The organism is Pseudoalteromonas sp. CH_XMU1449-3 (assembly GCF_037027245.1).
Taxonomy (GTDB): domain Bacteria; phylum Pseudomonadota; class Gammaproteobacteria; order Enterobacterales; family Alteromonadaceae; genus Pseudoalteromonas; species Pseudoalteromonas shioyasakiensis.
On the sequence record NZ_JAYMDY010000029.1, the window covers coordinates 1 to 25,635 of the forward strand.

18 protein-coding genes are annotated in these 25,635 nt (G+C 42.6%); 6 read left to right on the forward strand and 12 right to left on the reverse strand.

Features of this window, described 5'->3' with window-relative positions:
* Positions 1–424 precede the first annotated feature (424 nt).
* The 3 genes from WA256_RS19915 to WA256_RS19925 all read right to left on the reverse strand — a co-directional run bounded on the left by WA256_RS19915 (position 425) and on the right by WA256_RS19925 (position 4,976).
* Positions 425–2,968 (reverse strand): TonB-dependent receptor plug domain-containing protein, encoded by a 2,544-nt coding sequence (locus tag WA256_RS19915; RefSeq protein ID WP_130167427.1) that lies wholly within the window; start codon positions 2,966–2,968, stop codon positions 425–427.
* Positions 2,969–3,283: 315 nt separating this feature from the next.
* Positions 3,284–3,934: a UPF0149 family protein gene (locus WA256_RS19920; protein WP_054563239.1), complete on the reverse strand. Its 651-nt coding sequence runs from the start codon at positions 3,932–3,934 to the stop codon at positions 3,284–3,286.
* Positions 3,935–4,016: 82 nt separating this feature from the next.
* Positions 4,017–4,976, reverse strand: a complete 960-nt coding sequence (locus WA256_RS19925; RefSeq protein ID WP_130167428.1) for a sensor histidine kinase — start codon at positions 4,974–4,976, stop codon at positions 4,017–4,019.
* 95 nt (positions 4,977–5,071) lie between these two features.
* Between WA256_RS19925 and WA256_RS19930 the strand changes: the two genes are divergently transcribed.
* Together WA256_RS19930 and hemH are read left to right on the forward strand one after the other, a co-directional pair.
* On the forward strand, positions 5,072–6,379 hold the full coding sequence (locus WA256_RS19930; RefSeq protein ID WP_130167429.1) for an HD domain-containing phosphohydrolase: 1,308 nt from the start codon (positions 5,072–5,074) through the stop codon (positions 6,377–6,379).
* A 78-nt stretch (positions 6,380–6,457) separates the two neighbouring features.
* Positions 6,458–7,480: a ferrochelatase gene (gene hemH / locus WA256_RS19935; RefSeq protein WP_130167430.1), complete on the forward strand. Its 1,023-nt coding sequence runs from the start codon at positions 6,458–6,460 to the stop codon at positions 7,478–7,480.
* Between the two features lie 60 nt (positions 7,481–7,540).
* On the opposite strand, the gene WA256_RS19940 is transcribed toward hemH, so the two are convergent.
* Together WA256_RS19940 and WA256_RS19945 are read right to left on the reverse strand one after the other, a co-directional pair.
* Positions 7,541–8,689 (reverse strand): benzoate/H(+) symporter BenE family transporter, encoded by a 1,149-nt coding sequence (locus WA256_RS19940; protein ID WP_130167431.1) that lies wholly within the window; start codon positions 8,687–8,689, stop codon positions 7,541–7,543.
* Positions 8,690–8,831: 142 nt separating this feature from the next.
* Positions 8,832–9,779, reverse strand: coding sequence for an ATP-grasp domain-containing protein (locus WA256_RS19945; RefSeq protein ID WP_062564751.1), 948 nt, complete (start codon positions 9,777–9,779; stop codon positions 8,832–8,834).
* Between the two features lie 195 nt (positions 9,780–9,974).
* Between WA256_RS19945 and WA256_RS19950 the strand changes: the two genes are divergently transcribed.
* Positions 9,975–10,511, forward strand: coding sequence for a hypothetical protein (locus tag WA256_RS19950; RefSeq protein ID WP_130167432.1), 537 nt, complete (start codon positions 9,975–9,977; stop codon positions 10,509–10,511).
* A gap of 293 nt (positions 10,512–10,804) precedes the next feature.
* Here the strand turns inward: WA256_RS19950 and WA256_RS19955 are convergent, their stop codons facing one another.
* Genes WA256_RS19955 through WA256_RS19970 form a run of 4 tightly spaced genes read right to left on the reverse strand, consistent with a single transcriptional unit; the run spans position 10,805 to position 17,521 of the window.
* Positions 10,805–11,995, reverse strand: a complete 1,191-nt coding sequence (locus WA256_RS19955; RefSeq protein ID WP_130167433.1) for an alkaline phosphatase family protein — start codon at positions 11,993–11,995, stop codon at positions 10,805–10,807.
* A gap of 12 nt (positions 11,996–12,007) precedes the next feature.
* Positions 12,008–13,765: a hypothetical protein gene (locus tag WA256_RS19960; protein WP_130167434.1), complete on the reverse strand. Its 1,758-nt coding sequence runs from the start codon at positions 13,763–13,765 to the stop codon at positions 12,008–12,010.
* A 17-nt stretch (positions 13,766–13,782) separates the two neighbouring features.
* Positions 13,783–16,098 carry a carboxypeptidase-like regulatory domain-containing protein gene (locus WA256_RS19965; RefSeq protein ID WP_335993082.1) on the reverse strand — a complete coding sequence of 772 codons (2,316 nt, stop codon included), beginning with the start codon at positions 16,096–16,098 and terminating at the stop codon, positions 13,783–13,785.
* Between the two features lie 10 nt (positions 16,099–16,108).
* Positions 16,109–17,521: a glycerophosphodiester phosphodiesterase gene (locus tag WA256_RS19970; protein ID WP_335993084.1), complete on the reverse strand. Its 1,413-nt coding sequence runs from the start codon at positions 17,519–17,521 to the stop codon at positions 16,109–16,111.
* A gap of 218 nt (positions 17,522–17,739) precedes the next feature.
* On the opposite strand from WA256_RS19970, the gene dgt reads away from it, so the two are divergent.
* Positions 17,740–19,197 carry a dGTPase gene (gene dgt, locus WA256_RS19975; RefSeq protein WP_054563229.1) on the forward strand — a complete coding sequence of 486 codons (1,458 nt, stop codon included), beginning with the start codon at positions 17,740–17,742 and terminating at the stop codon, positions 19,195–19,197.
* Positions 19,198–19,306: 109 nt separating this feature from the next.
* Positions 19,307–21,703: a hypothetical protein gene (locus tag WA256_RS19980; protein WP_335993087.1), complete on the forward strand. Its 2,397-nt coding sequence runs from the start codon at positions 19,307–19,309 to the stop codon at positions 21,701–21,703.
* Between the two features lie 189 nt (positions 21,704–21,892).
* On the opposite strand, the gene WA256_RS19985 is transcribed toward WA256_RS19980, so the two are convergent.
* From WA256_RS19985 to WA256_RS19995, 3 genes are all read right to left on the reverse strand, one after another.
* Positions 21,893–22,585, reverse strand: a complete 693-nt coding sequence (locus WA256_RS19985) for a hypothetical protein (RefSeq protein WP_130167437.1) — start codon at positions 22,583–22,585, stop codon at positions 21,893–21,895.
* Between the two features lie 78 nt (positions 22,586–22,663).
* On the reverse strand, positions 22,664–23,974 hold the full coding sequence (locus WA256_RS19990; RefSeq protein ID WP_335993089.1) for a BamA/TamA family outer membrane protein: 1,311 nt from the start codon (positions 23,972–23,974) through the stop codon (positions 22,664–22,666).
* Positions 23,975–24,049: 75 nt separating this feature from the next.
* On the reverse strand, positions 24,050–24,958 hold the full coding sequence (locus WA256_RS19995) for a LysR substrate-binding domain-containing protein (protein WP_062565916.1): 909 nt from the start codon (positions 24,956–24,958) through the stop codon (positions 24,050–24,052).
* 113 nt (positions 24,959–25,071) lie between these two features.
* On the opposite strand from WA256_RS19995, the gene WA256_RS20000 reads away from it, so the two are divergent.
* Positions 25,072–25,377 (forward strand): hypothetical protein, encoded by a 306-nt coding sequence (locus tag WA256_RS20000; RefSeq protein WP_062565386.1) that lies wholly within the window; start codon positions 25,072–25,074, stop codon positions 25,375–25,377.
* The last annotated feature ends 258 nt before the right edge of the window (positions 25,378–25,635 follow it).

Below are 25,635 nucleotides of genomic sequence, written 5' to 3' on the forward strand. Positions count from 1 at the left end.
CGAGAGTAAACGCGATATAAATCTGATGCGTTCGTAGGAATGGCTTCAGCCATGAGCTCTCAAACACCACTCAAATGTAAAACTAGTAGACGTAGGCGTGAAATTTATTTCGCGCGCCATGCAAGCATAACGCCTACATGGCTAGGTTCGAGAGAAACGCGATATAAAATCGCTGCTACAGACTCGTGTCTCGCATCTCATGTCTCGTATCTCGCACCTCGAAACTCGCTAACTTTCCCCTTTACTCTCGCTAACTTTCCTCTTTACTCTCGCTAACTTTCCCCTTTACTCTCGCTAACTTTCCCCTTGCAACTTTCTAATTAAAGACAGCTGTCATTAATTAGAGTGAAAAATGTCGAATACTACAATTAAGCAAAAAAATAGCGCCGTTAGGCGCTATTTAAGTTTCATATCAACTTAGGAATTAAAAACTAAAACTTAGTTTTGCGTAGTAGGTCATACCATCAAAACCATAAGGTAGTGCACGAACAGGGTATTTGAATGCTTTATTCGTAATAAAATCAAGCGCTTCATCTTCGCCTAGCTCGTCTGGCGTTACATCAAAGATATTATCAATACCCGCCGATAGCATGAGTTCGTCAGTTAGCTGATAGCCCACGTTAACATCCACTAATACCGCTGATTCTACCGTGCTTGTGTCTTTAAACTCACCGGTAGGTGATAACTCATCAGGTAAACCAATGTGGTCATTACCAAAGTATTTAACGTCTGTTTCACCATAGTAGTTAAAGCGTAGCATGCTGTTGAAATCACCACGATCGTATTCAAACGTTAGCGTTGCACGCTCACCAGGTTGACCGTCTGTTAAGAAACTACGTTGTAAATCATCAAGGGCGATTGACTCAGGAATCCCCTCAGGTGCATTTACATCATCAATTTCAGTTTCGTTAATGTTACCCGCAAAGGTTGCTGAGAAATTACCGTCATACAAATCGGTGGTGTACGAAGCAATAATATCAACCCCTTTGGTGGTTGAATCAACTGAGTTTGAGAAGTAGTTAGCTTGCTGTGCTCCTGTTGCATTAAGCGCGGCCACGGCCTCGGCACTAAATGAAACATCGTCCGCCGACATTAAGCTGCCAAGGGTAATTCTGTCTTTAATAGCAACATGGTAAAAATCAACGGTTAGCGATAAATCGCTAGTTACGTTGTAAACAAAACCTGCACTTAAGTTTTCTGAGCTTTCAAGGCCAAGGCTATCAACGCCAAGTGCTGATGGGAAATCAGAGCCCGCTGTTGCTGTGAATGATTGCAATAACACGCCACCAGCACCTAAGTTGGTGGTGTAGGCTGTATAGGCACTTTGTTGCAGTGATGGTGCTCTAAAGCCAGAAGAAATCGCACCACGCACGGCAAAGTCATCGGTAATTTCATAGCGCGTTGCTAGCTTACCAATGATGTCATCACCTGCATCAGAGAAGTCTTCATAACGAAGCGCTGTACTTACTTGCCATGCGTCCGTGATCAGCGTTTCGGCATTTACATAAAATGCATAGCTGTGACGGCTCTCTTTGTTTGACGCTTCAGGGCGTAAACCGTTATAAGCTTGGAAACCACACTCAGCGAATACGCTGCTGTCGTTTACCGCAGGGTATGAGGTATCTGAATTAGCTAAACCACATGCATAAGAGGCTTCTTCGCCCGGCACGATTTCATAATTTTCTTTACGGTACTCAGCACCCACAGATACGTATAATGGCTCGCTGCGACCAATATCTACAATACCATTAAGGTCTGCATTAACGGTTGTTTGATCAAATCTAAAGCCACCTGAGTATCCGCCTGAAGGGCCCGCATTAGCAGCAATATCAGCATCACTTGCATCTGGGTTATTCGCCACATATTCAGCAGCATACGACGCATTTAGAGTATTTTTTGAAGTGAAATCATAGCTATTCTCACCATATACGGCAGATACGTCATAGCTCCAATCTGGATTTAGCTCTCCGCGCAAACCAAGTGAAAACGAAATATCTTCGGCTTCGTTATCGATACGAGGTAAAAAGCCATCGCCATATACTTGCACAACGTTCTTCGCTGCTTGGTCAAAGTTACGGTAAAAACCATTACCTAGGGCAGTACGGTTTGAGTATCCGCCAAATGAGTAAAGCTCGGTCTCACCAAATGGTAATGCCATGTTATAAAACACAGAGGTAAATTCGCTATCAGCATTCCCCTGTCCCCAACGAACTTCGTCAGACAGCGTACCGGCTGGTACATCAACTGAGCCTCCAGTATCACGTTCAGCTCGGTTGGTGCCATCAGCATCACGGTATTCTAAAGAAAAGTTAATGAAGCCGCCTTCATCACCTAAATCAAAGCCACGGTTTAAACCCATTGAAATAGTGTCACCATCGCCTTCACCCGTGCTACCCGCTTGCACATAGCCCGTTGTAACACCCGTTGAATCGTTTAACGATAAGTTGATAACACCGGCTATCGCATCAGAACCATATTGCGCAGCAGCACCATCACGAAGTACTTCAACGCCTTTTAACGCAGTAAGCGGAATCGCATTCATATCGGTACCCGCAGCACCGGCACCTACAGTACCATTTAAACCAAAAATAGATTGGTTATGGCGGCGTTTACCATTTATAAGCACTAACGTTTGGTCTGGCTGTAAACCACGAAGAGTCGCAGGTCTAAATAAGTCAGAGCCATCTGACACTTGCGTACGAGAAAAGTTAAATGAAGGAGCCGTCGCTTGCAGACTTTGGCCCAGTTCAGTGAAACCACCTTTGTTTAAGTCGTCAGCATCAATCAAATCAACCGGCGATGTTGATTCGGTAGCCGTACGATTGGCAACCCGCGAGCCTAATACAGAGATTTGTTCGATGTTTTTATCTGCTTTTACAGCAGATGCTTGCTCTGCTGCCTGCACTGAAGTCGCAGAAACAGCCACACTAACCGCAACGGCCAGCATACTTAAAGAATGTGTTGTCATGTGTATCCTGTTGATATTCCGGCTTTCCTTAAAACAAAAAGACGCCCCTTTTGGAGAAATTAAGAAAAGCACTAAGCACGTGTTGTTGATTTTAGAAATCACGATTTTGAAAGCTAACTCAAGCCTGCGAATTAACTCTTGCAAAACATCCTATCAACAAATCCACAAAATGAAAGAAAAATCAGGTACGACTTAGGTATAAATATTTCCATTTGTAGTATTAATGGAGTTTTTAAGGTTGGGATTATTCATTTTTCAGTAGAAATAAGCAAAATAATGCAACTATCAGCTTATCTCCACTGAGGAGGGAAATGTTTACTGATCTTGCTCAAGCATCGCCAGCTTTTCATCTTCAAGCATTAACGCCATAGTGGCAATCTCAGATAAGCTCTCGTCTAGCGCATTAAAGAAGGTGACAAACCCTTCGCCTAGTTTTTCTGGTTCAGGATGATTTGCCAGCGCCTGATCCCACATTGCAAAAGTAGTAAGTAAATCGAGTGTTGCTTCAAAATTATCAATAAACAACTGGCCATCTTCGCTTTCGTTTTCTTGCTGCGAATCAGCCTTGAGTAAAAATTGTAAATCGCTGTGCCAAATATCTTGGTTCACAATGTACGCTGCAATATACCCGCTACAAAAGTCTTGTAGTGCTTGGCTTGGTTCATTGCTGTTAACTTCATTTGGGTATAATTCGGCTAAGATTTTCTTTTGTTCAACTTGTGCTTCGGTAACGTTGTCGAGCAGCTCAATCATTGCATCGCGCGGCTCTGAATCTGTCATTAAGGTGTTGAATACCGCTTCATCATTATCGGCAATATAATTTGCTAACTCTGACTCACCAAAAAACTCTGAGCAGGCTAACAAACCAGACATATAGCCAATCACTTGATCCAAGCTGACTTGATTAGTTTCGCTTTGACTAGCGAGGTAATTTTTAAATACATCCGAACTTTGTTGGTTAAGCATATTGAGCCTTTACATGTTGTTTTGGTAAGGGTGTATTCCTACCCTAGCGAATTCACAAATTTTTGCAACAACTGAAATACTGTCAGCTAGTTACAGTCTTCCTGACCTGACTTTGTACCGGGAACACGCAGCTAATTCGTGTGCCCATTCCTTCTGTACTTTGAATATCAATACATCCTTGATGTTCATGCACTATGGCATATACCATGGTCATCCCCATGCCGGTACCTTCTCCAACGGGTTTGGTGGAGTAAAAGGGATCGTATATTTTCGCAATGGTTTCTTCTGACATACCGGCGCCATTGTCTTCAACATCGATATAAATATGCTGCTCAAGTTCATACACAGCAACGGATATTTCAGCTTTTGCGCTTAAATTATCACAAGCTTGTTTGGCATTAATTAAGATATTAACAATCACTTGGCTTATTGCGGGTAAGTTACACCAACTTTGCGATATAGGACTGTATTGGGTTTGTAAATTACAATCACGGAGTTGGTTTGCTAGTAGTTTAACGGCACTTTTTACCGCCTCGGTCATATCGGCAAATTGCTTGTCGTGACCTTTTGGCCGAGAAAAATCCAGTAAATTGGCAACAATTTTACTGATCCTTTGCAAGCCTTGTGAGGTGTCGCTTATTAGTTCAGGTAAGTCATCAGCCATAAAGCGAAACGAGTGCACTTTATTAAGCTCTGTTAACTGCTTACAAAACGTGGCTTTATCAGTATCGTTGCAGGCAAATTCATCACATACAGCAAGTAACTCGCTAAAGTAATTACAGTAATTTTTTAAACAATCGACATTACTAATGCTATAGGCAAGAGGGTTATTTATTTCATGGGCAACCCCAGCACAAAGAGTGCCTAAAGTGGCCATTTTTTCGGCTTGAATGAACATAGCTTGATGATGCTCTAAGTCAGCAATTTTTTGCTCAAGCTCACTGTTTAATGCCACTAGAATACGGCTTTTGTCTGCGAGCAATTGTTCAGCTTCTTCTCTGGCCGCTTTTTCTAACAAATAGGCTTGCTTAAAGTCATCCATATTCGTCTCAAACTCTGTTTGTCTCTTTTAAAACCTAGCACAAGGCTTGATTTAAGGCTATGTTATTGATTAACGATGACTCATAGTAAAACGGTATGGCAGAACAAGTTAGCAAGCAACATATTCAGGTTTTATGCATTGATGACGACGAAATCGTCTTGAGGACTCTTTTGCGCCTGTTATCAGCGAATAACATCACTGCAAAAGCCTGCTCAGATCCACTTGAAGGGCTAAAGGTTTTGGCTACTTATAGCTTTGATGTGATCATTTGCGACATGCGTATGCCAAACATGGACGGCGCCGACTTCTTTGCACAAGCACTTAATATAGACCCAGAACCACACCGAATTTTGCTAACCGGTTACTCAGATATCGACAACACCATTGCCGCTGTCAATAAAGGTAAAATTCATGCCTATATCCAAAAGCCATGGCAAAACGAATTACTGCTACGAAACATTAGTGATGGCATAGAAAAAACCTCATTAAAGCGCCAAAACAAGCAGTTAGAGCAAAAAATCAAAGCGCAAAACAGCCAGTTAAAAGAGCTAAACAACAACCTTGAGCAAATGGTAGAAAAGCGTACGTTACAAATTCGAAAAGTGCTCAAACAACTCGAAGAAGTCAACGAGCGTGAAAAACACGAGCACCGTACCACCTTCGAAATCTTATATAACTTTATAAACGCTAACCCCTACCTAGATGGTAACCAAGCGCAAAATATAGCCACAACTTGTAAGCAACTAGCACAAAGCCTTGGCTTAGAAAAACAGCGAATTGAAAGAGCAGAAATAACAGGTTATCTTGCACAAATTGGCTTGCTCGCTATGGAGCCTGAGCTTTATAAAAAGCCAACCAGAGAACTAACCGAAAACCAAAAAAAAATCTTTTACACCCATCCAAGTACCGCGCAGTTAATGCTCATGCCTGCTACCCATTTACATGATGTCTCGGAGGCTATTTATTACCAATTCGAACATTACAATGGGACAGGCCAACCTAAAGGCTTAAAAGGAAAAGAAATTCCGATAAAAGCTATGATATTAGCGGTAGCAAGAGATTTTTGGCTAGCAGTTGAACAATTCAAGAGCGCAGACGAAAGTGACTTTGAAAGAGCACGTGATCAACTACAGCTATATAGCGGAACCTATTATCACCCTAAAATCCTAGAAGCCCTTAACAACATAGAAATTAAGTGTGCCAGCGATCAAAAAGTCGGCACCATGAAAATTATCTCGGCTCAAGATCTTAAAAACGGCATGGTACTTGGGCACGCACTAAGAAGCTACGACGGTATTTTGTTATTACCTAAAGGGCATGTGTTTGGTGCAAAATCAATTGCAAAGCTGCAGCAGCTTGAAGCAAGAAAACCGAATCCTTTCAGGATCATGATCAAAAATTAGCGAATAAAGTGATCACATAATCAGCTTACTTCGTTACAATGTGATTTATATTACGATTACTTCATATAGGAGCACTCAGTGTCGCGATTTTCCGCCATTACCGATAAGCCTCATGACGGCCGATTCAACAAAAAAACGGGCATTTTACTGACCAACTTAGGGAGCCCAGACGCCCCTACTACCGCGGCACTTAGAACTTATTTACGCGAGTTTTTATCGGACCCTCGAATTGTCGAGATCCCACGCTTTATTTGGATATTCATCCTTTATTGCTTTGTACTTACGTTACGCCCAAAACGCTCAGCAGCACTTTATAAAAGCATCTGGACTGAAAACGGCTCACCGCTCACGCATATTACCCGAGAGCAAAGCAAAAAATTGGCAGCCCTTTTAAAAAACAAAGGACACCACGACACTGAAGTGGTCATGGCCATGCGCTACGGAAACCCTTCAATTGAAGCGGGCCTTGAAGAGCTGCGCGAAAAAGGCATCACTCGCGTGATCGTACTGCCAATGTACCCGCAATATTCAAGCACTACTATTGGCTCAACGTTTGATGCTGTATCGAATGTTCTTCGTAAGTGGCGCTGGGTGCCTGAGCTACACTTTATTAATGGCTATCACGACAACCCAACATACATTGATGCCCTAGCCGCTAGCATTAGCGAAGATCTTAATGCCCATGGCACGCCCCAAAAATTGGTGTTTTCGTACCACGGTACACCTAAACTGTTTTTAGAAAACGGCGACCCTTACTATTGCTTTTGTATGCAAACCACCCGTTTAGTAGCAGAGAAACTTGGCTTTGAGAAAGACTTTGCTGTAACAACTTTCCAAAGCCGTTTTGGTAAAGCTGAATGGTTGAAGCCATACACAGACGCAACCCTTGAAAGCTACCCTGCTGAAGGGATTAAAGATGTTGCAATTCTAAGCCCTGCATTTAGTGCTGACTGTTTAGAAACGTTAGAAGAACTCGAAGGCGAAAACCGCGAAAACTTTGAACACGCAGGCGGTGAAAAGTACCGCTACATTCCTGCATTGAATACCCGCGATGACCATATCAATGCGATGTTTGAAGTGATAAAACCATTACTTAAATAACAAAAGGCCCTAGTTATTATATACAGTAACTAGGGCCTTTTTTAATATTTAAGCGTGTCATTAATCCTTACGTGTCATAACCAAAGTTACCGTGCCAGCAACAATCCCCCAAAACGCAGAACCAACAGAGAACAAAGTTAGGTTTGAAGCTGTAACTAAAAAGGTCACGATCGCAGCTTCGGTATAATACGCCTCAGTTAATGCTTGTTGTAAGCTACTCGCAATGGTGGCGAAGAGTGCAATGCCTGCCAATGCCAAAATTAATGCCTGTGGCAAACTTGCTACCAAACCGACCAAGGTTGCCGCAAGGAGCGCCATAATAATGTAAAAAACACCACCAGCAATGCTTGCCCAATAACGTTTGCTTGGGTTTTTATCGGCCTCAGGGCTCATACAAATGGCAGCCGTTATAGCCGCCAGGTTAATGGCATAACCACCAAATGGTGCAATAAATACATTTAAAAGCCCGGTTACATTTAACGCTGCCGATACAGGAGCTTTGTAATGATGTGCTTTTAAAACAGCAATACCCGGTAAGTTTTGCGACGTCATGGTGACAATAAACAGCGGCAAACCAACACTTATCATGGCGTTTAAGTCAAACTCAGGCGCAATGTAAGCAAACTCGCTCATTTTCCACTGCCAGCTAGAGGTATCAATCTGCCCAGTCACACCAGCCATTAAAAAGCCCGCAACAACCACTGCAAGCATAGCAAAGCGAGGAAAATAGCGCTTTCCACATAAATAAACAGCCACCATTAAACCAATGACTAAAGGTAGCTCACTCATAAAGTTGAACACATCAATACCAAAATTCACCAGCACGCCTGCAAGCATGGCACAAGCCAATTGGCTTGGGATCTTGTTCATCATTTTTTCGAACACGCCGGTAATACCAGACAAAAACACCAGCGCCGCCGAGAACATAAACGCGCCAACAGCTTGGTTTAAGCTATAACCTTGGGCACTTGAAATAAGGAGTGCCGCTCCGGTTGTTGACCACGCGATAAGAATGGGCACTTTGTAGTAATAAGACAACGCAATCGAGCTGACGCCCATCGCAAGACCAAGCATTAACACCCAGCTGGCAACTAAATCAGGTGTGCCACCTAACACCATAACAACCTGATAAATAAGCGCGATTGAACTGGTAAAGCCAATAATAACGGCCACTAATCCAGCGGTTGCTCGACTGATGAGCTGACTCATGTACACACACTCCTTGGCAATTAAAAATCTACCATATCCTATGATTTGCCAGATGGCACTGTACACTTTTGTAGTATTTTAAGATTTATTTACTATACAGATGACACAAAAAAGGCGTGTTATAACCACGCCTTTTGAAAGTTTAAACGGCCTCTAAACAAGGCTCTTCGACAACTTTTGGCTTATCAAAAATACCTAAACGAATGCGAATGAAGTGCAAAATCTCTTTGGCTACATCAATACCCAACGCACCTTCTAAGCCTTCAAAACCAGGGCTTGAGTTTGCTTCACAAATTTTAAAGTGCTGCTCATCAAACAATAAATCAATGCCAGCCACATCAAGGTTAAGTACGTTCGCAGTTTGGGTTGCAAGCCATTCGATTTCTGGCGTAATAGGAAATGACTTACCTGTACCACCAGCACTGACATTCGCTTTAAAATTTTTACCCTGTGAGTTACGTTCCATACACGCAACAGCACGGCCACCGATAGTAAGTACTCGCAAATCACGACCATGACTCGACTTAACAAACTGCTGTAAAATGATGTTTGCTTGTGGGTTTGCCGCTTCAATCAGCTGCATTAAGTCATCAAACTCTTCTTTTGATTTTGATAAGAACACGCCACTGCCCTGCGAGCCCGATAACGTTTTAATAACCACAGGAAAGCCAATTTGCTTTTCAACCAAATCAATATTCACCGGAAACTTAACCAACATGGTATTCGGCGTAGGTAAATTACATTCAGCAAGAATTTGCTGTGCAAACAGTTTGTCTTTCACTGTTTCGATTGATTGCGAGCTATTGACACAATAAACACCTAAACGCTCAAGATGGCGGATAATCGCCAGCGCAAAATAGGTTGTACTTGCACCCATACGAGGAATAACAAAGTCCGGTAATTCAACAGATTGACCATCAATTAAGATACTTTTACCGTCTTCACGAGTAATAGTTAGATCAAATTGATCTGGCGAGTAAACTTGTAAATCTATGCCCTCTTCTTTGGCTGCAGCAAGTAAACGTTCAACTTCATAGGTTTCTTGCTTTAACAAGCCTTGGCTATCTTTATAAATGATCCACCCGCGCATGGTAGGTACCTCTAGTCTTGGAGTTTCGGTGACAAAAAAACGCGGATTATGCTCAGCATTCAGAGCCGAGTAAAACAAATTAATTTTATCGACACGATAATAAAAACCACTACTTAGTGATTAACTATTGACCGAGTTGTTAACTTGAGGTAAAAACTAACAATGAGTTAACATAAAACCCCGTAAGAGAAACATGTGAACAGGACGCTTGCATTAATCTTCATTCTGCCACTTACAGCATTTGCACTGAATGAATGGCACATTCAAAGTGATGGTTTTAAAACAAAACCAAGCACACAGCAGTTTGTTGCCTCTTACAAAGCAGAAGCCGACCAAATAGCCCCACAGCCCATTGTGAACTTAACTGCGCCGCTTAATCAGCTATCTAATCACGCGCACGATTACCTATACAAACAAGGCCGTTTGCCTGACCAATTAGCAAACACCGCATTCAGCGAATTTGATTTAGACACCCTAAAAACCCTACAACCTGGCGATCACTTTATTTTAGTCATCGACGAATACCTCAGTTACACCGTCGAAATTAGTAACATCATCGAAGCCAGCAATGGCGATAGAAGTGTATTTGGCAAGGTCAATGATCATGCTAAAGCAGGCCATCAAGCCGTGATGACCCTCACAGAAAACACCCTACAAGGCCAATTTGATGCCGGTAAGCAAAGCTACAAGTTTCAAAGCCATGGTGAGTACGGGTGGGTAACGAAGTTGTAGGTAACGAGCTACGAGTTGCTAGTTTCAAGGGGAAAGGGGAAAGTTAGCGAGTTTCGAGATACGAGGAACGAGATGCGAGATACGAGTAACGAGATACGAGGAACGAGTTTCGAGTCTGTAGCAGCGATTTTACATCGCGTCCTAGAGCCTAGTACCTAGCGCCCAGCTCCTAGAGCCTAGCGCCTACTACCTAGCGCCTAATACCCAGCTCCTAGCGCCTTTCCCCTTTCTAACTTTACTCTTTCCCCTAGCAACTTTCCCCTAAAGCCTTTCCCCTCACCAACTCACACCTACTACTCAATCGCGGGCCATAAACTTTCACCGTTGCTGTCGATTGGGCTTAAAATCTCAAGGCCTAGAATTTTGGCGATCAGCGGGTACACATCTAAATTACTTACTTCGTCTAAACGTATGCCTTGTTTAAAGGCGGGGCCGGTGGCGATAAAGGTTGCAGCCATATCTTCGCTATAGGCGTAACCATGAGTGCCTAAATAACCGGCCATTTTGCTGTCGGTAAACACCCGAGGCGCGTCGGTTTGTAAAATAATATCGCCAACGCGCGGGCCTTTATCATAGTGATAATCACGCTTTTGCTGCTCGCTTAGCACGATATAGCGACCATCAGCGGCTTGAGCAAGCTTTTTACTGAATCCATTAATATCTGCTTTGCTATCTGGTTTTGCATAATATAAAACCCGAGGGCCGGTGTTTTGCACTATGAAGTTGTTGTCTTGCGGCAAGCTATCAATTTTAATACTAAGGCTTGGATCTACAGACGCCATACCGTGATCAGACACAATCACTAAGTTAATGTTTTCATCAAGCGCTCTTAAACGGTTCGATAAATCAGCCATTAAACCATCAAGCTTTTGCACTGCGTCATAAGTTTCTTTAGCATCAGGGCCAAACTCGTGCCCCATGCTATCGACCAACGAAAAATAACTTATCACTAAACGTGGGCGCTGTGCTTTTGGCAAGCTCAACCACTGAATAATTTGATCAACACGCTTTTGGTAATCACTGTGTTTTGAATAATGATAAAAGTAATCAGGCAGCATGCCGTTAAAGCGCGCATCTGATTCAGGCCAAAAATAGGTGGCGGCTTTTAAGCCTTGCATTTGTGCAAGGTTCCAAAGCGGAATGCCATTTACCCAAGTGCTGTCGTCTTTCCCTTTACCCATTTTGTAGCAATCGTTACGCTCAGTATCACAAAAGCGGTTCTCGACAATGCCATGATTAACAGGCAATAAGCCGGTTATAATCGACAAATGATTCGGAAAGGTTTTGGTCGGGTAAACAGGGCGCATTTTGTTTGCTCTCACGCCCTGTTCACTGATTGCTTTTAAGTGCTTTGCATGGTGTTTTTCAATGTAATCCCAGCGAAATCCATCTATCGAAATAAGTACCACAGATTGCTCTTGGTCCGCTTTTACAAGAGAGCTGAACGCTAATAAACCCGCTAAAACTAATTGCCAAATACGCATGCGAAACCCTTTTTAGTTCAATTTGTTAATTTGCTCAGAAACTTTACCAAACTGTTTTGAAAATTTTGTGATCATGCTTTCGAGCTTTTTCACACTACGCTTTAAACGTGAGCCGTTTATTTGGCTATAAATAAAGCCCCAAACGCCTGTAACCACACTTAACACAATAAACACAGCAACGGGTAGGCCATCTAAGTGTTCAACCACTTGCGGGTTATTATTGAGTAAATCAATGCCAGCATCTGGTACAAGTGTATTAACTAGTGGGTAAAAATCTTGGGCATCAAAGTACCACGCTAGCCCTACTGACGTAAGACCAAGCAATACCATACGGTTAAAGCCATGTACCATGCCAAAATTTCTGACAGAAGAGTTGTTGTACTTAATGTCTTTACTCACATTAACCGCATACTCACGGTAATACTCAGAGTAACGCTTAGTATCAACACTGCTGTAGGCGTAATACACCCAATCACCAATATCAACAGAGCCCAGTAAATCTTCACCCGCTTTAAAAATAAATGGCTCACCCGATGCGGTTTCGAGCATGATTTCACCTTTTAAAGTGGTGCTACGATTACGATAAACCTCAACGCGCTCTTTTACATCGCTACCAACATACATGCCACCTCGATAGGTGGTTGTGGTTTCTGTGGTGGTCACGGTTTGGCGGGTTTCATTGGCATGTGCGCTTTGCTCTTTTTCTAATACTTTGCCAAGCACTGCACGGTGATGAATAGTGCCTTTTTCGTTACGTGCCCAAACATTTTTATGCACATAATCGTTTTCATAAGCAAGGCTATACTCATCCATAATGGCATGCTCAAGATCAGCAATACTGGTTGGTTTTGTTATGCTTGGCTCTAACGCTTTTTGAATGCTAATGGCTTGCTCATCATCTTTTGCAAGTGACTGTTCTTTTTCAGCAATCGCTTCAACGTGTTGCTTAGCGCCACAGCAATAACAATGTGCAGCATCTTGGCTAATACGCTGCTGGCACGAAATACAAATAACATCTGACTTACTTGGCGTTCTTGCCAGCATGTTATAACCCAATTGATTTAGGGTGGTCGATAGCATCACATCTGTTGCCGCTAAAATCGCATCATACTTTGCTTCTTGTTTGGCTTTGGCTTTTTTATGGTAGTTGTGCTCTGCCATAAACACCCCAATTGCCACAGGCAACGACGCAAGTAGCGCAGGCAAAAACTCAAGCTTTGCAGCAAACAACATGATTAAGAATGTAATAACACTTAGCACCAGCCACAATATCGTTCCGCCAGTGTAGTTTCGGCTAATGGTTTTGTCCCAGCTGCGATATTGTTGATCGGCAAAATGCACAATCACAACTGGCATAAAGCGGTCATTTTTAACTACCCGCCTAGCATTGCCATCAGCAATTCGATAATTAAGCGTTAACGGTGTTTCCTGAAAAGCAGTGATCACATTCCCTTTTTGTAAGTTCGCAATCACATCTTTTTCTGCATCAACACTAAACTCATGAATAATGCCGTCTTTGTCTTCTACTTCTAGCCACCAATAACCATATAGCATGTTGTCTTTATTGGTTTTATAGCGGCGCTTATAGTAATACATTGATTTCACAACGCCTGTGATCGTACTCGCTTGTGGCGCATAGTTTTTTACATCAACCAGCAAGTCAGGGCTGAGTTCTTCAACCGTGTGCATTTGTCTTTTTTGCTCAAGAGCTTCTCCACAATCACAACAGTGAAGATCGGTGGCATACACCGTATTTTGGCAATGTTGCATTTTCATTCCTTGCTTAATTAATTGCTTAAATCAATGGTTAATGTTTGTTCGCCAGCATCTACTTGGTGCCAACGTCGATACGTTTTATACCCAGGCGCCGACACTTGAATATCATAAGCGCCAGTTTTTAATGTCATGCCGGGGCGATATTTAGGGCCGATATTCATAATGCGAATAGTGGCATTTGCCGGATTTGTGATAACGGTAAGTTTAGTTTTTTGCTCAACCAGATATTGTCTACGCTGTTGCTGCTCAGCACTTAAGTTGGCATCGCCGTGGCGCAAAATATCAACCTTGGCTAAAGCATGGCTCAGCGGGCTAAAGCTCTCGTAAATATGCAATTTTTCTTCAAACTTTAAACCAAGCGGATGCAGTAAAGGCTGGGCATGCAAAGTCCAACGAATCGCATAACTAAACACCGGATTGCTCGACTCATCGACCTTGTCTAAAAAGTAGTTAACAGGGCTTTGGTCGTCTTCGGTAAAGGTGTTATGCACAAACATTACTGGCACTATCAAAATCAGCGCAGGCATAATCAGCTTTTGCAAAACAGATACAGCAGTGGTTGGTTGCTTTTCTTGCTTAGGTTTAATCAATTGCCACAGTTTTAACGGCAGCTTGCTAAAGGTTAAGCAAATCAAAAACAGTGACAACGACATCGAGATAGGCGGAATAATCACCGAACGCAATGCTTGTTTACCGTACTCGGCATACTCGCCACCATCAGCAAATTTACCTTCTGAGCTATTGAGCATGGCAAGGTATTTGTCGGTGCGCTTTGCAATGTTTGGATCAAGCACCTTGTCTTTAAAGTTCTTTTTATTCCAATCGGCGCGAATGTTTTTTACGTATAAGTCACCCATTCTATCTGCAATTTTTGCTTGAATTTGTGGGTGTAGCTGAAACGCAACCCAGCTTAAGTTTGGCTTTAAACTCATGCCGCGTTTGCGCATTTCGCTTTGCCATTGTGCATTAGCTTCACTTGTTACCTTATTGGCTACAGCATTAGCAAATGCTTGGCGTTGATTCACATTCCAGTTACTTTCAAGCTGTAACCCTTTGCTGGCAAAATGTCCTCTAAGCTTCTTTTGTGTTGTTTCGTGAGCACGAAACGCCATTAAGTTTTCAATCGTAAATGGGTAGCCCGTTTCACTCACAAACATCTTATGAAAATTTGGATGTTGTAAAAAACGCAGCTGGTAATGATCTGGGTCATCGGTGTATTTGTAGCGCTTGTCTTTAAAGCCGCCATCGCCACCGGTTGCTAAACTAGCAGCCTGTAGTGCGGTATAAACACCACCAGTAAGCACCCCCATTAAAATCGTGCCTGCGGCATTTTCAGCAACCGAAACATCTTCTTCAATAAGCCAGTAATCAGGCTCTATGTAGCCAATACCGGCTTTTAAAATATTGCTTCGGTAGTCTGCTGCTTCGCGTTCATAACAACGATTTCGGCGGTCTTTTTCGCTGCTTTTGTCATAACGCTCACGGCATTTTGCAATGCTGTGGTGGTAATCATAAATCTTCGGGCCATACTTTTGTGCACGTGCTGACGCTTTTGCGATATGGGCTTTTTGCGCTTGTTGGTATTTGCTCCAGCCACTATTGATCTCTTGTTCAACTTGCTGCCAATAACCTTGCTCGCGCTCGCCTATACTTGCCAAAGTGCTGTTGTACTTTTTACTGCCATCAGCATAGGCTTTGTATTTAACCACCAGCTCATCATATAACTGGCTGTAGTTTTTATAATGTTTATCAAAATCTTGATACGCTTTTTTCTGTACAAACACAGCAATAATCTTACGCTTATCTTGCTCTAGGTTGTCTGAAAGCGCGGCATCGCTATACAGTAAGCCACCAAACAGCGCCAAAAAAGTCAGGTTTTCTGAGCTATGTAATTGCTCAGGGTTGTAATCAAGGTCATTCACTTTAATCGAGTTAATCGCCAGCGCGTCTCTAAGTGCAGCACTGTAGGTAGCAAACTGGCGCTGCTCTGCGGTTGAAGGCTCAATTAAGGTTTTTTCAATGGCATATTTTTGGCCAAAAAACACCACCGGCCAAACTAAACACAATAAAGCGATAAACGAGATAATGCCACGGCCTACTTTGGCTACCATGGCTTTAGGTAAAAAGTCAGCTAACAGCAGTGCAACACCCACCCCAGATACAGCTCGGCCATAAATTTCAAGGTGTTCAAGATCTTCTGCCGAAGGGGTACCTAAACCGACTAAAGAGACTAACTGGGCATTAAAAATTGCCTCGGGTAATAAATATAAAGTAGCTAAAACAAGTAGCAAACAGCGCCACCAAAACGGCTTTATTAAATCAGTCATAATTTTATTCTTATTGTTTTTTACGCAGTTCTAGTTCAACAGCAGGATCTGTTTCTAGGCTAAAATCTTCATCGGCTTGGCGAGTCCCAATTTCTAAATTAGGTGCTGAAGGAGTCGATGTTACTTTTGGAATATAAGTTTTTTCTTGAGTTGATTTAAGCGTGCCGCCCACCGCAGGGTAAAGCTGATTCCCTTTATAAGCATACAGCTCATCAAGGCGCTCTAAATCAAGGTCAGCAGGCATGCTGGCAATCAACTTAGCGCCTGCTTCATCGCTAAAATACGGCTGCATTTTTGGTAATTCAAACACAGAACAAAAGCCATAAACGGTATCGTCCATAATTACAGAGTCAGGGCGAAGAGAACGCGACTGCGCTAATAGGCTACGCTCATGATAGTCGTGGCCGTTAATAGAATAAGTGGCGACCATAATACCGCGCGCTTTAGCAACCGGCTTTAAGCGTGCTGCACTTTGCTTGTAATGACGAATATCAAGTACATAACCAAAGTTACGTTTTAGCTGTTTTGCTAATTTATCGAGCTTAACTGGGCTGTCGTAACGTTTTTCACGATGATAGCGATTACCAAGTGCTTGTAAGCTCTCAAGCTCTTCTTTGTTGCGCTCGTAAATTGGGTCGCTACCAGCGCCGCGTTTTAGGTCACTTGCTAACTTATTCATTGAGGCTTTTGCTGGCGACTGAATAAATGCCAAGTAAATATCTGGGTTAATATCGCGCATACGGGTCAGGTTGCGCATTTCTAAACTGCTAAAAAAGTAGTTACCACCGCCAACAAACTCATACGCTAAATAATCAAGCATTTTTAAATCGTTAACTGAAGCCTTTGATTTTATTTCAATATTCAATTTTTGATGGGGTTTGCGATAGCGCGCAAACGTGGCAGCAAGCTCTCTAAATGAAGGTGGCATATCATCGGTAAGTAACCCGGTATCTTGGTTACGATGACGTAAATAGCCCCACTCTTTTTTATAGCTCATCGACTCAATTTTGCGGCGCTTATTGTCAACTGTGCCTGTTTCGCGACCTGTACGGGCATCATGATGTACAACCCACACATCGTCACGGGTAATTCGCACATCAATTTCAACAACGTCAAAATTGTTGTCGATGGCATCAATTACCGCGTTAAGCGAGTTTTCTGCATAACGAATTGAGCCACGGTGGCTCTGCAAATTAAAGTTACTGCATTGCCTAGCAGAGGCGTAGTTGATATTACCAAGTTGGCTTTCATAAAACCCTCGTGCATACAGTGCACCCTGCTTGGCCTTAATGGCATTTTTTTCGGCCACCGTTAAGGTGCTTTCAGCGCTTGGCTCTGGGGTGCTCTTACAAGCCGTTAAACCAATACAACACAGAAGAATACTGGCTAGTAGCCATGGTTTTTGAGACAAAGTTTGCATCATTGCTATACAGCCAAAAGGCTTTCCTTTCTAATACAAGATAATGAAGAAGTGCGTAAAACTGAATAATATATGAATAAAGGCCACGATTTAAAGTAATAACTTTAATAAAAATGAATATTTTAATTTAAGATACAAGCTGTTAGATTTAATTTAATAAATGGCAAAATGTTGCTAACAAAACGCAAAAGCCCGATTTTACCGCTTTGTGGGAATATAAAATGATCGATTTTGGTAAAAAAATAACGCCTGCGCGCGAAATGCGCTCTACCAATAATTTACACACTGCGCTTGAAAGTGATCGGGGCCGCATTATTAACAGTGCTGCAATTCGCCGTTTGCAACAAAAAACCCAAGTTTTTCCACTCGAACGAAATGCTGCAGTGCGCTCAAGGCTTACCCATTCGCTTGAAGTACAACAAGTGGGCCGGTTTATTGTGCAAACCATTTTTAATAAGCTCAGTGATGCAAAACAAAAAGAATATGGCTTAGCTGGGCTTGAGCGCCCGCTAGAAAGCCTAGTAGAAATGGCGTGCCTAATGCACGACATAGGCAACCCACCGTTTGGTCACTTTGGCGAAGCAGCCATCAACCAATGGTTTGATAAACACTTAGACGCACTGACTCCTGAGCGCTGTAAAGGCATTGGTATTAGTGTGATCTTTAAACACCTAGCCCAAGACATAAAAAGTTTTGAAGGGAATGCCCAAGGTATTCGCATAATTCATTCATTACTTTCTCTAAACTTAACCTACAGCCAAAGTGCCGGAATTTTAAAATATACACGCCCGGCCAGCATGGCGAAAATAGACAGCCCGCAAGATAAAAACTACTTGATGAAAAAAGTGGGTTACTACTTCAGCGAAAAGCCGTTTATTGAAGCGCTGCAAACTGAACTCGAAATTGAGCAATACTGCCGTCATCCTGCTAGCTACATTATGGAGGCCGCTGACGATATATCGTATTGTTTGGCCGATATTGAAGATGCGGTAGAAAAAGGCATTATTAGTGTTGAGTCACTTTGCGAAAAGCTAAAAGAGCAATACACCCGCACACTCACAAACCTAACCATAGACGATACCAAACACAGCGACTTTGCCGAAAAAGCCATTGATTATGCGTTAAGTAAAGCGCAAGAGCAGCCGTACAATTTTAACAGCGAATTTTTTATCTACCTGCGCGTGACCTTGCTACACCCATTAGTAAGCTACGCAGCAGAGCGGTTTATTAATAATATTGAAGCCATTTACCACGGTGATTTTAATCAGGCTTTATTAGAAGATCGCAGTCACTTGCACGCCGTCACGCTCACCTTAAAACAAGTGGCATTAAAGCATGTATTTTGCCACAAAGAAGTAGAGCGATTAGAGCTACAGGGTTACCGTATAATTAGCGGTTTACTTGACTGCTATAAACCTTTACTAGCCCTTGATGCTGATGCTTTTAAACGCGTGTTAAAAGGCGACCAAAACTATTTAATTGAAACACGACTAGTTAAAAAGCTGTCTAATAAACATTTAAATAGCTACCAAAAAGCCATTGATGCCCTAAAAGCCGAACCGGATCATTTTGCTGCCTACGAGTTTTATTATCGCTGCCGATTAATTCAAGATTACATAAGCGGAATGACCGACCAATTTGCTTACGACGAATACCGTGCGCTCATGGTAATTGATTAACCACTACGAATACGCTTAATTTGTTAACCAAATGTGGATAAATTACTCGTCTCAGCTTAGAATTAATTAACTGTTAGGTCATCGACTAAACCTTACTGGTCCGGAACTTATGCCAATTATAAAAACAACTTTTCTCTTATTACTCCTAAGCTTAAGCTTTACGAGTAAAGCGCAGTACAACGAAGCCATGTGTATTTTGTTAAAACAGCAAATGCATGAGTATCGCTTTAACACCAGCAATAAAAACTATCGCTCAGCTGCCAGAAACTATGAGAAAAACTGCAAAAATCCAACGCCAGTAAACAATGCAGCTGCTTTCGAAAAACTAGAACAACAAACGAAAGAAACAGCCCCAGTTAATTCAACTGCAGCAGCTAACCCTAGGGTGCACTCAGGCGCTATTCAAGCTGAACCTGAAGAAACTACGGCACCTATTGCAGAGCAGACCGTTGAACCTATCGAACAGCAAATGCCAGCAATTGAGCCTGAAGTTCAAGAACCAGAGCCTGTCGAACAAACAAGTGCCTCTGCAGAACAAACCGAAATACCAGCAAAAGTTGACCGTATTACGATTTCTGATGCTCCTGAAGAACCTGTAGTAGAATCAACTACTAGCTCTGCTATTCAAGATCAAGCCACTGAAGTTAAAACCCAAAGTGCTGAGACTGCAACTGCTGAAAAACCAGCTGAACCTGAAGTAAAAGCAGAACCGGCGCCAACACCTGCACCTATGCCAGAACCTATTCCTGCAAACAGCGATCGCTCTTCAAGCTCATTATTAATGCCAAGCTTAATTGTGTTGTTGGTATTACTTGTTGCAGGTTTAGTAATTGTGCGTATTCGTCAAAGCAAAAAAGCAGACGCCGATTCAGAACTTGAACAAAGCCTAATGCAAGCTAAAGCCCTTAAAGCAGCTGCAGAAGCACAAGCAGCAGCTGAAAAAGAAGCTGAAGAACTCAAAGAAGCAACAGCCGCAGTGCTGGCCGAAGAACAAGAGCACCCTCATGAAGACAGCTACCCGCTTGCCAACGATACATTTACAGCAACCGAAACTGACAATAATGACGAGCTTTCTGAGCTTATGCACTTTAGTGCTCAGCGTGATAAAGAAGAACAAGAGTCTGAAACTTCACCTGAACAACCACCAGCAGAAGACTTTGCTGATGCCCATCAATTCGAAGATCTTGAGCTTGGTTACGACGAGAAAAATACAAACGACACTAATGACGACTTTTTGGATGAACAACGTGAGTTAGAACAAGAGTTAAAACTAGCAAGCCTTGAATCATCATATAACATCAACGAAGAAGCTGAGCCGCAAGCTGATGACGTTCAGCAAGATGAGCCTGAAACACAACCAGAATTAGAAGAACCGAGTTATAACGCTTCGTCATCATTTGGCTTTGACGAGTACTCAACTAAAGAATCTGTTACTGAACCTGAGCCATTTGAAGAGCCTAAATTCGAGGCCCCTGAAATAACTGAACTTGATGAGCCTGAAATAGAAGAACCAAACTTTACTACATCTTCGTCATTTGGCTTTGATGAATACGCAACAAAAGAACCGATTGCCGACGATGAGCCAGTATTAGCTGAGATTGAAGAACTCGAAAAGCCGGAAATCGATGAACTAGAGAAACCAGAAATCGAAGAGCCAAGCTTTACAAGTTCGTCATCGTTTGGCTTTGATGAATACTCAACTAAAGAACCGATTACCGACGATGAACCAGTGTTAGCCGAGATAGAAGAACTCGAAAAGCCGGAAATCGATGAGTTTGAGAAACCAGAAATCGAAGAGCCAAGCTTTACTGCATCTTCTTCTTTCGGTTTTGATGAGTATTCAACTAAAGAACCGATTGCCGACGATGAGCCAGTATTAGCTGAGATAGAAGAACTCGAAAAGCCGGAAATCGATGAGTTTGAGAAACCAGAATTTGAAGAGCCAAGCTTTACTGCATCTTCATCTTTCGGTTTTGATGAGTATTCTACAAAAGAGCCGATTACCGACGAAGAACCGTCTAAAGATGAAGTGCCTGAATATGACTTATCGTCATTGATGGGTGATGATTTATCGTTTGCAGATCATTTTAATGAAGATGAGCACACAGTCACTGCGCCAAACCCAGCAGAAGAACACGACGACATTAACGATGATGATTTAGCTAAAGCCTTACAAGCGTTAGAACAAGAACTACAAGATGAACCAGCTTCCGTTAACGTAGAAGAGCCGTCACAGCCAGCGGTAGAAACTGTTGATTTGTCTGACGAACTGAGAAACGACGATAAGCTTGAAGAAACGCCTGAAGAAAAAAGTGAAGAAGCCGACAAAGAGCCAGAGCAACAAGATGATAAGCCGTATAATCCATTTGCTAACCTATCGCTTGATCCAACCTGGGACCCAAATTCAGACGAAAAGCCTGTGATAGAAAGCAAAACCAAACAGCCAAAATCACAAGCCTTAATTGACGCAGAAGAGCGCGCCAAACAGTTTAAAACGGATGAGTAGTTAAGCTGCGAGTTTCGAGGGGAAAGGTACGAGGTGCGAGATTCGAGATGCGAGGTTCGAGTCTGTAGCAGCGATTTTACATCGCGTCCTAGCGCCTAGAGCCTAGAGCCTAATACCCAGCTCCAAGCACCTAGCTCCTTTACTCTTTCCCCTTTACTCTCGCTAACTTCCCCCTCGCTAACTAAACACTCACTTAACCACTGGCCGTGGGCGCATTAACCAATGGAAAATAAATATCAAACCAAAAAACACCGACACGGCTAAAACACACAATACAATAATATTGGTTGGTAAAAACGAATCGGTGCTGTAGCTATAGCGTTTTAGCTCTTGCTCAGCGCTTAACTTAGCTCGTTCGGCTTTGCTAGGTAAAACAAACTCATGAAACGAATCTGTTGGTTTTGCTTCTGTACGGGCAAGTTGCGCACTTTTTTGCTGCCATAACATATCAAATTGCTGAAACTGAATTTGCTTATTTTCAAGACACGATTCAAGGTTTTGCAGCTGTAATGAACGAGCTGTACAACGTGGCGGCATAACATAAAAGCGCTCCCATGCAGCTTGTTTGCTGATGTAGGCTTGCTCTGTTAATGGCTTTGCCAAGCTGTTTTCAAGCTCTGTAATATCAGGGTTATACAACGACGATTTAAGCTCAGCAATTTGCTCTTCACTAAAACAGGTTTCGGATATACGCGCCGATAAGCTTTGAATGCGCTGTTTATAGGCTTCAATTTTGTCGAGAAGATTGGTTTTACGCAGGGCTATTTGCAGCTCTATACGTTCGGCTTGCATGCTTTGACATGCTTCTGAAGGAGCACTTTGCTGCGCCCAAGCAAAAGCGGGCAACAACAAGGCTGTTGTCATTAAAATCCGTTTAATCATTAATTTACGTCACTGTAAAAGTTAGGGGTACAGATTAGCAGTTTCTAGTAAAACTGCAACAAATCTGCGCCAAATTCACTAAAAAGGCTGATCTATCATTACCCAAAAATTTGCTCCTTCTTTTGAATTAGCAAGCTCTGTTCGAACGACTAATCCCGACATCATAGCTCTTAACGAAACACCATAGTCATAATGGTAGTCTTGCCATAATGCATCAAAGGTTAAATGAGGTGCCACTCGACCCGCTTCTACAAAGCCAACTAACTGAAACCAATCCAGCTTCAAAAACTTTAACCAATTTATATCTGCTATTGGGTTGTATTTAAGGGTATCGCGATATTCGAATGCCCCATAAATAGCGGCTTTGTCATGAAATCGATAAAAATCATAACCCCGTAAACGCTTAAATCCTCCTAATGTAGCGCCTTCGTTATACGATGCAGCATCAGAGATAAACTTAGTGCCATCAAGAGTGTGATTAACTTGCCAGCTAGGTGAATAAGCAGCCCAAAAATTAAATGCTAAAATACGCTGATGAGCAAACTCACTTGCCCCTAAAGAAATAAACTTACTGCCATTAAACTGCCACAAATCCCAATCATAAATATCGTCACTCCCTGGCATTGATTGGCTATAGGCAAGATACTGCCTGCTTCCGTAACTTGGGTTAGTTGCAAAATCGGTGTTGTCATAGAGCAGGCCAAATTCCATTGCTGAAATACTGCCATCTTGTGTACCCTCATTAAATTCAAAGCTTTGCGAGCGCCTAAAATAGCGTGCAGTTGCAACCATTACTCCCGATTCCAACGGGTTCCACTGTGCCCCGCCCGATGGCTCAGAAACCAACAAGCCGTTTTTAAGTTGGTAACGCACCATACCTGTTTGCGATGTTGCGCCAAACGGTAAAGCGTATTCGATGCGGGCATCAAACCAATTCGAGCTACCATCGGCTTCTAAATACACCTCGTTTGAAGAGTCATTACTACCGGGGAACACGGCGTTGTCAGCAATGGGCACTTTATGGCCTCCGGTATAAGCTCGCTGATCAGGAAAATATGCAGCCATCCCACTGGCACTAAAATACCAGCGTTCTGAATCTAACACCTTATAGTTAAACAGACCTGCCCACGCGCCTTCGCTCACATCACCTTTAAATGCAGTAGCGCCAACGGTCATTTGTGGTTGATGGTAACCTTTGATCATGCCACCCACACCAAAGTTAAGCCCCATGGTATCGGTGCTAAATAAGTAGGGAAGCAGTAAAGACTCGTGCTTTTTATTCGCGCTCTCAACACGCTCAATACTTGCTTTTACACGGGAAATATCAGCATTGGCCGTTAGGCTTGCAGCCACACAAACGCCACAAAAAATAACTTTAAAGTTAAGCATTACTAGCTCCTTTAGTAAGCGACTTAAATAAGCATAGCTGGTGCTTAAAAACTTTAAAATGATTTAACGCAAATGTTACTGATGAAGTTGATAAAACTGCTGATCATCTAAAGCAAATTGAGCAAGCAACCAATCTTTAAACAGCTGCACTTTTTGCCATTTAAAATGTTCGGGCGGCGCAGCAAGGTAGTACTTATATTGGCAGTGATACTCATAGTTTGGATAAATCTCTAGCTGACCAAGTTGCAGTTGAGTTTCGATTAAGCGCCGCCTTACCATTGCAATACCTTGCCCTGCTAACGTGGCTTGAATAACCAGTGCAGCGTTATCAATTTCAAGTGCGGGGAGCGCATCTGGGCTTACAGCTAATTGCTGAGCCAAAGTTAACCAACCACGCTCTGCGTCTGGGCACACATCTTTAATTAGTTTTTGCGCCAGAATCTGCGGTTTAAGGGGTTTATTAACATCAATGGCACCGGGTTTATAAGCCAAAAATAGGCTGTCGTCGCTGATGAGCTCACTGTGCAAACCTGGGTAGTTTCCTTGACCAAATCGAATACCTAAATCAACCTGCCCCGCTGAAAAGTCGGCAAGTTGATCGCTTGGTTCAATACGCACTTTGATATTGGGGTATTTGTTTTGAAAATCACTAATACGGCCCAGTAACCAACCACTGGCGAACGAAGGCAGCACAGTTAAGTTTAACGTATTCGGGTGGCTATCTTGGCTAACAGCCTGCACACCTGCCTGTAAATGACTAAAGCCCTTAAGTACATGGGGTAATAGCTGTTCGCCTTGGCGAGTCAGCTCAACATAACGGGTATGACGAGTAAACAAGCTGCAATCAAGCTGTTGTTCTAACAAGCGAATTTGTTGGCTAACCGCAGCTTGGCTAACAAACAATTGCTCTGCCGCAAGCTTAAAACTACCTAATTCTGCCGCGTGCTTAAAATACCAAAGGCTTTTTAATGGAGGTAACTGCATACACTTTTATGGTTAATAAAAACTTAAGCATAGGCAATTTTTAATCGTTTGTCAGTAGTAGTGACACGAGTAATACTCATATTGCCAACCGCGTTAAGACAAGGACAACCACCATGAAATACTTACTTATTTTATTACTTATATTTGCCTCAAGCTTTAGTTATGCCAACCAACCCGTAATTACTCAGCTTGATACCGATGAAGGCTACCCTTATAAAAACTTAATTAAAAAAGTAGAGCGAGTAGAAATTCGCTATGTAGAAAACAGCCATTCGGTGACCTGCAAAGTCAATGTACAAACACTGCATAACCAATACATGGGCAAAGAACAAACAGTCTCAGCCAAGTTATTTGCAAAACGCCCAATGGCCGCGTGTTTAACCCGCGAAAAAGCTAAGCAAATCCTGCATATGCTGTAACCATTTCAACCTTGTGAAACTAGGCTACGAATAGCAGTACTTCCCCAGTAGCCTAGTTTTTTTTAGCTGACGGCGTGACCTGTTTTGTCTGACGGCTGATCGCTCTTTTATGTTTGATTCGGCACTAAAGTACCTTATATGGACTCCTCCTATTGCACAATACCCTTCGTTAATTTTGTCAGACTGCGTACTTATATGCGGGCTCATAATGAGGAGCTACCTCGGCCCTTTGATGTATTCGCGCCCTTGTGCCTCTTC

Excerpts from the sequence above, each read along its gene's own strand:
- WA256_RS19915 (WP_130167427.1), bottom strand. The coding sequence starts at position 2,968 with ATGACAACACATTCTTTAAGTATGCTGGCCGTTGCGGTTAGTGTGGCT.
- WA256_RS19920 (WP_054563239.1), bottom strand. The coding sequence starts at position 3,934 with ATGCTTAACCAACAAAGTTCGGATGTATTTAAAAATTACCTCGCTAGT.
- WA256_RS19925 (WP_130167428.1), bottom strand. The coding sequence starts at position 4,976 with ATGGATGACTTTAAGCAAGCCTATTTGTTAGAAAAAGCGGCCAGAGAA.
- WA256_RS19930 (WP_130167429.1), top strand. The coding sequence starts at position 5,072 with ATGGCAGAACAAGTTAGCAAGCAACATATTCAGGTTTTATGCATTGAT.
- WA256_RS19940 (WP_130167431.1), bottom strand. The coding sequence starts at position 8,689 with ATGAGTCAGCTCATCAGTCGAGCAACCGCTGGATTAGTGGCCGTTATT.
- WA256_RS19945 (WP_062564751.1), bottom strand. The coding sequence starts at position 9,779 with ATGCGCGGGTGGATCATTTATAAAGATAGCCAAGGCTTGTTAAAGCAA.
- WA256_RS19955 (WP_130167433.1), bottom strand. The coding sequence starts at position 11,995 with ATGCGTATTTGGCAATTAGTTTTAGCGGGTTTATTAGCGTTCAGCTCT.
- WA256_RS19960 (WP_130167434.1), bottom strand. The coding sequence starts at position 13,765 with ATGCAACATTGCCAAAATACGGTGTATGCCACCGATCTTCACTGTTGT.
- WA256_RS19965 (WP_335993082.1), bottom strand. The coding sequence starts at position 16,098 with ATGACTGATTTAATAAAGCCGTTTTGGTGGCGCTGTTTGCTACTTGTT.
- WA256_RS19970 (WP_335993084.1), bottom strand. The coding sequence starts at position 17,521 with ATGATGCAAACTTTGTCTCAAAAACCATGGCTACTAGCCAGTATTCTT.
- dgt (WP_054563229.1), top strand. The coding sequence starts at position 17,740 with ATGATCGATTTTGGTAAAAAAATAACGCCTGCGCGCGAAATGCGCTCT.
- WA256_RS19980 (WP_335993087.1), top strand. The coding sequence starts at position 19,307 with ATGCCAATTATAAAAACAACTTTTCTCTTATTACTCCTAAGCTTAAGC.
- WA256_RS19985 (WP_130167437.1), bottom strand. The coding sequence starts at position 22,585 with ATGATTAAACGGATTTTAATGACAACAGCCTTGTTGTTGCCCGCTTTT.
- WA256_RS19990 (WP_335993089.1), bottom strand. The coding sequence starts at position 23,974 with ATGCTTAACTTTAAAGTTATTTTTTGTGGCGTTTGTGTGGCTGCAAGC.
- WA256_RS19995 (WP_062565916.1), bottom strand. The coding sequence starts at position 24,958 with ATGCAGTTACCTCCATTAAAAAGCCTTTGGTATTTTAAGCACGCGGCA.
- WA256_RS20000 (WP_062565386.1), top strand. The coding sequence starts at position 25,072 with ATGAAATACTTACTTATTTTATTACTTATATTTGCCTCAAGCTTTAGT.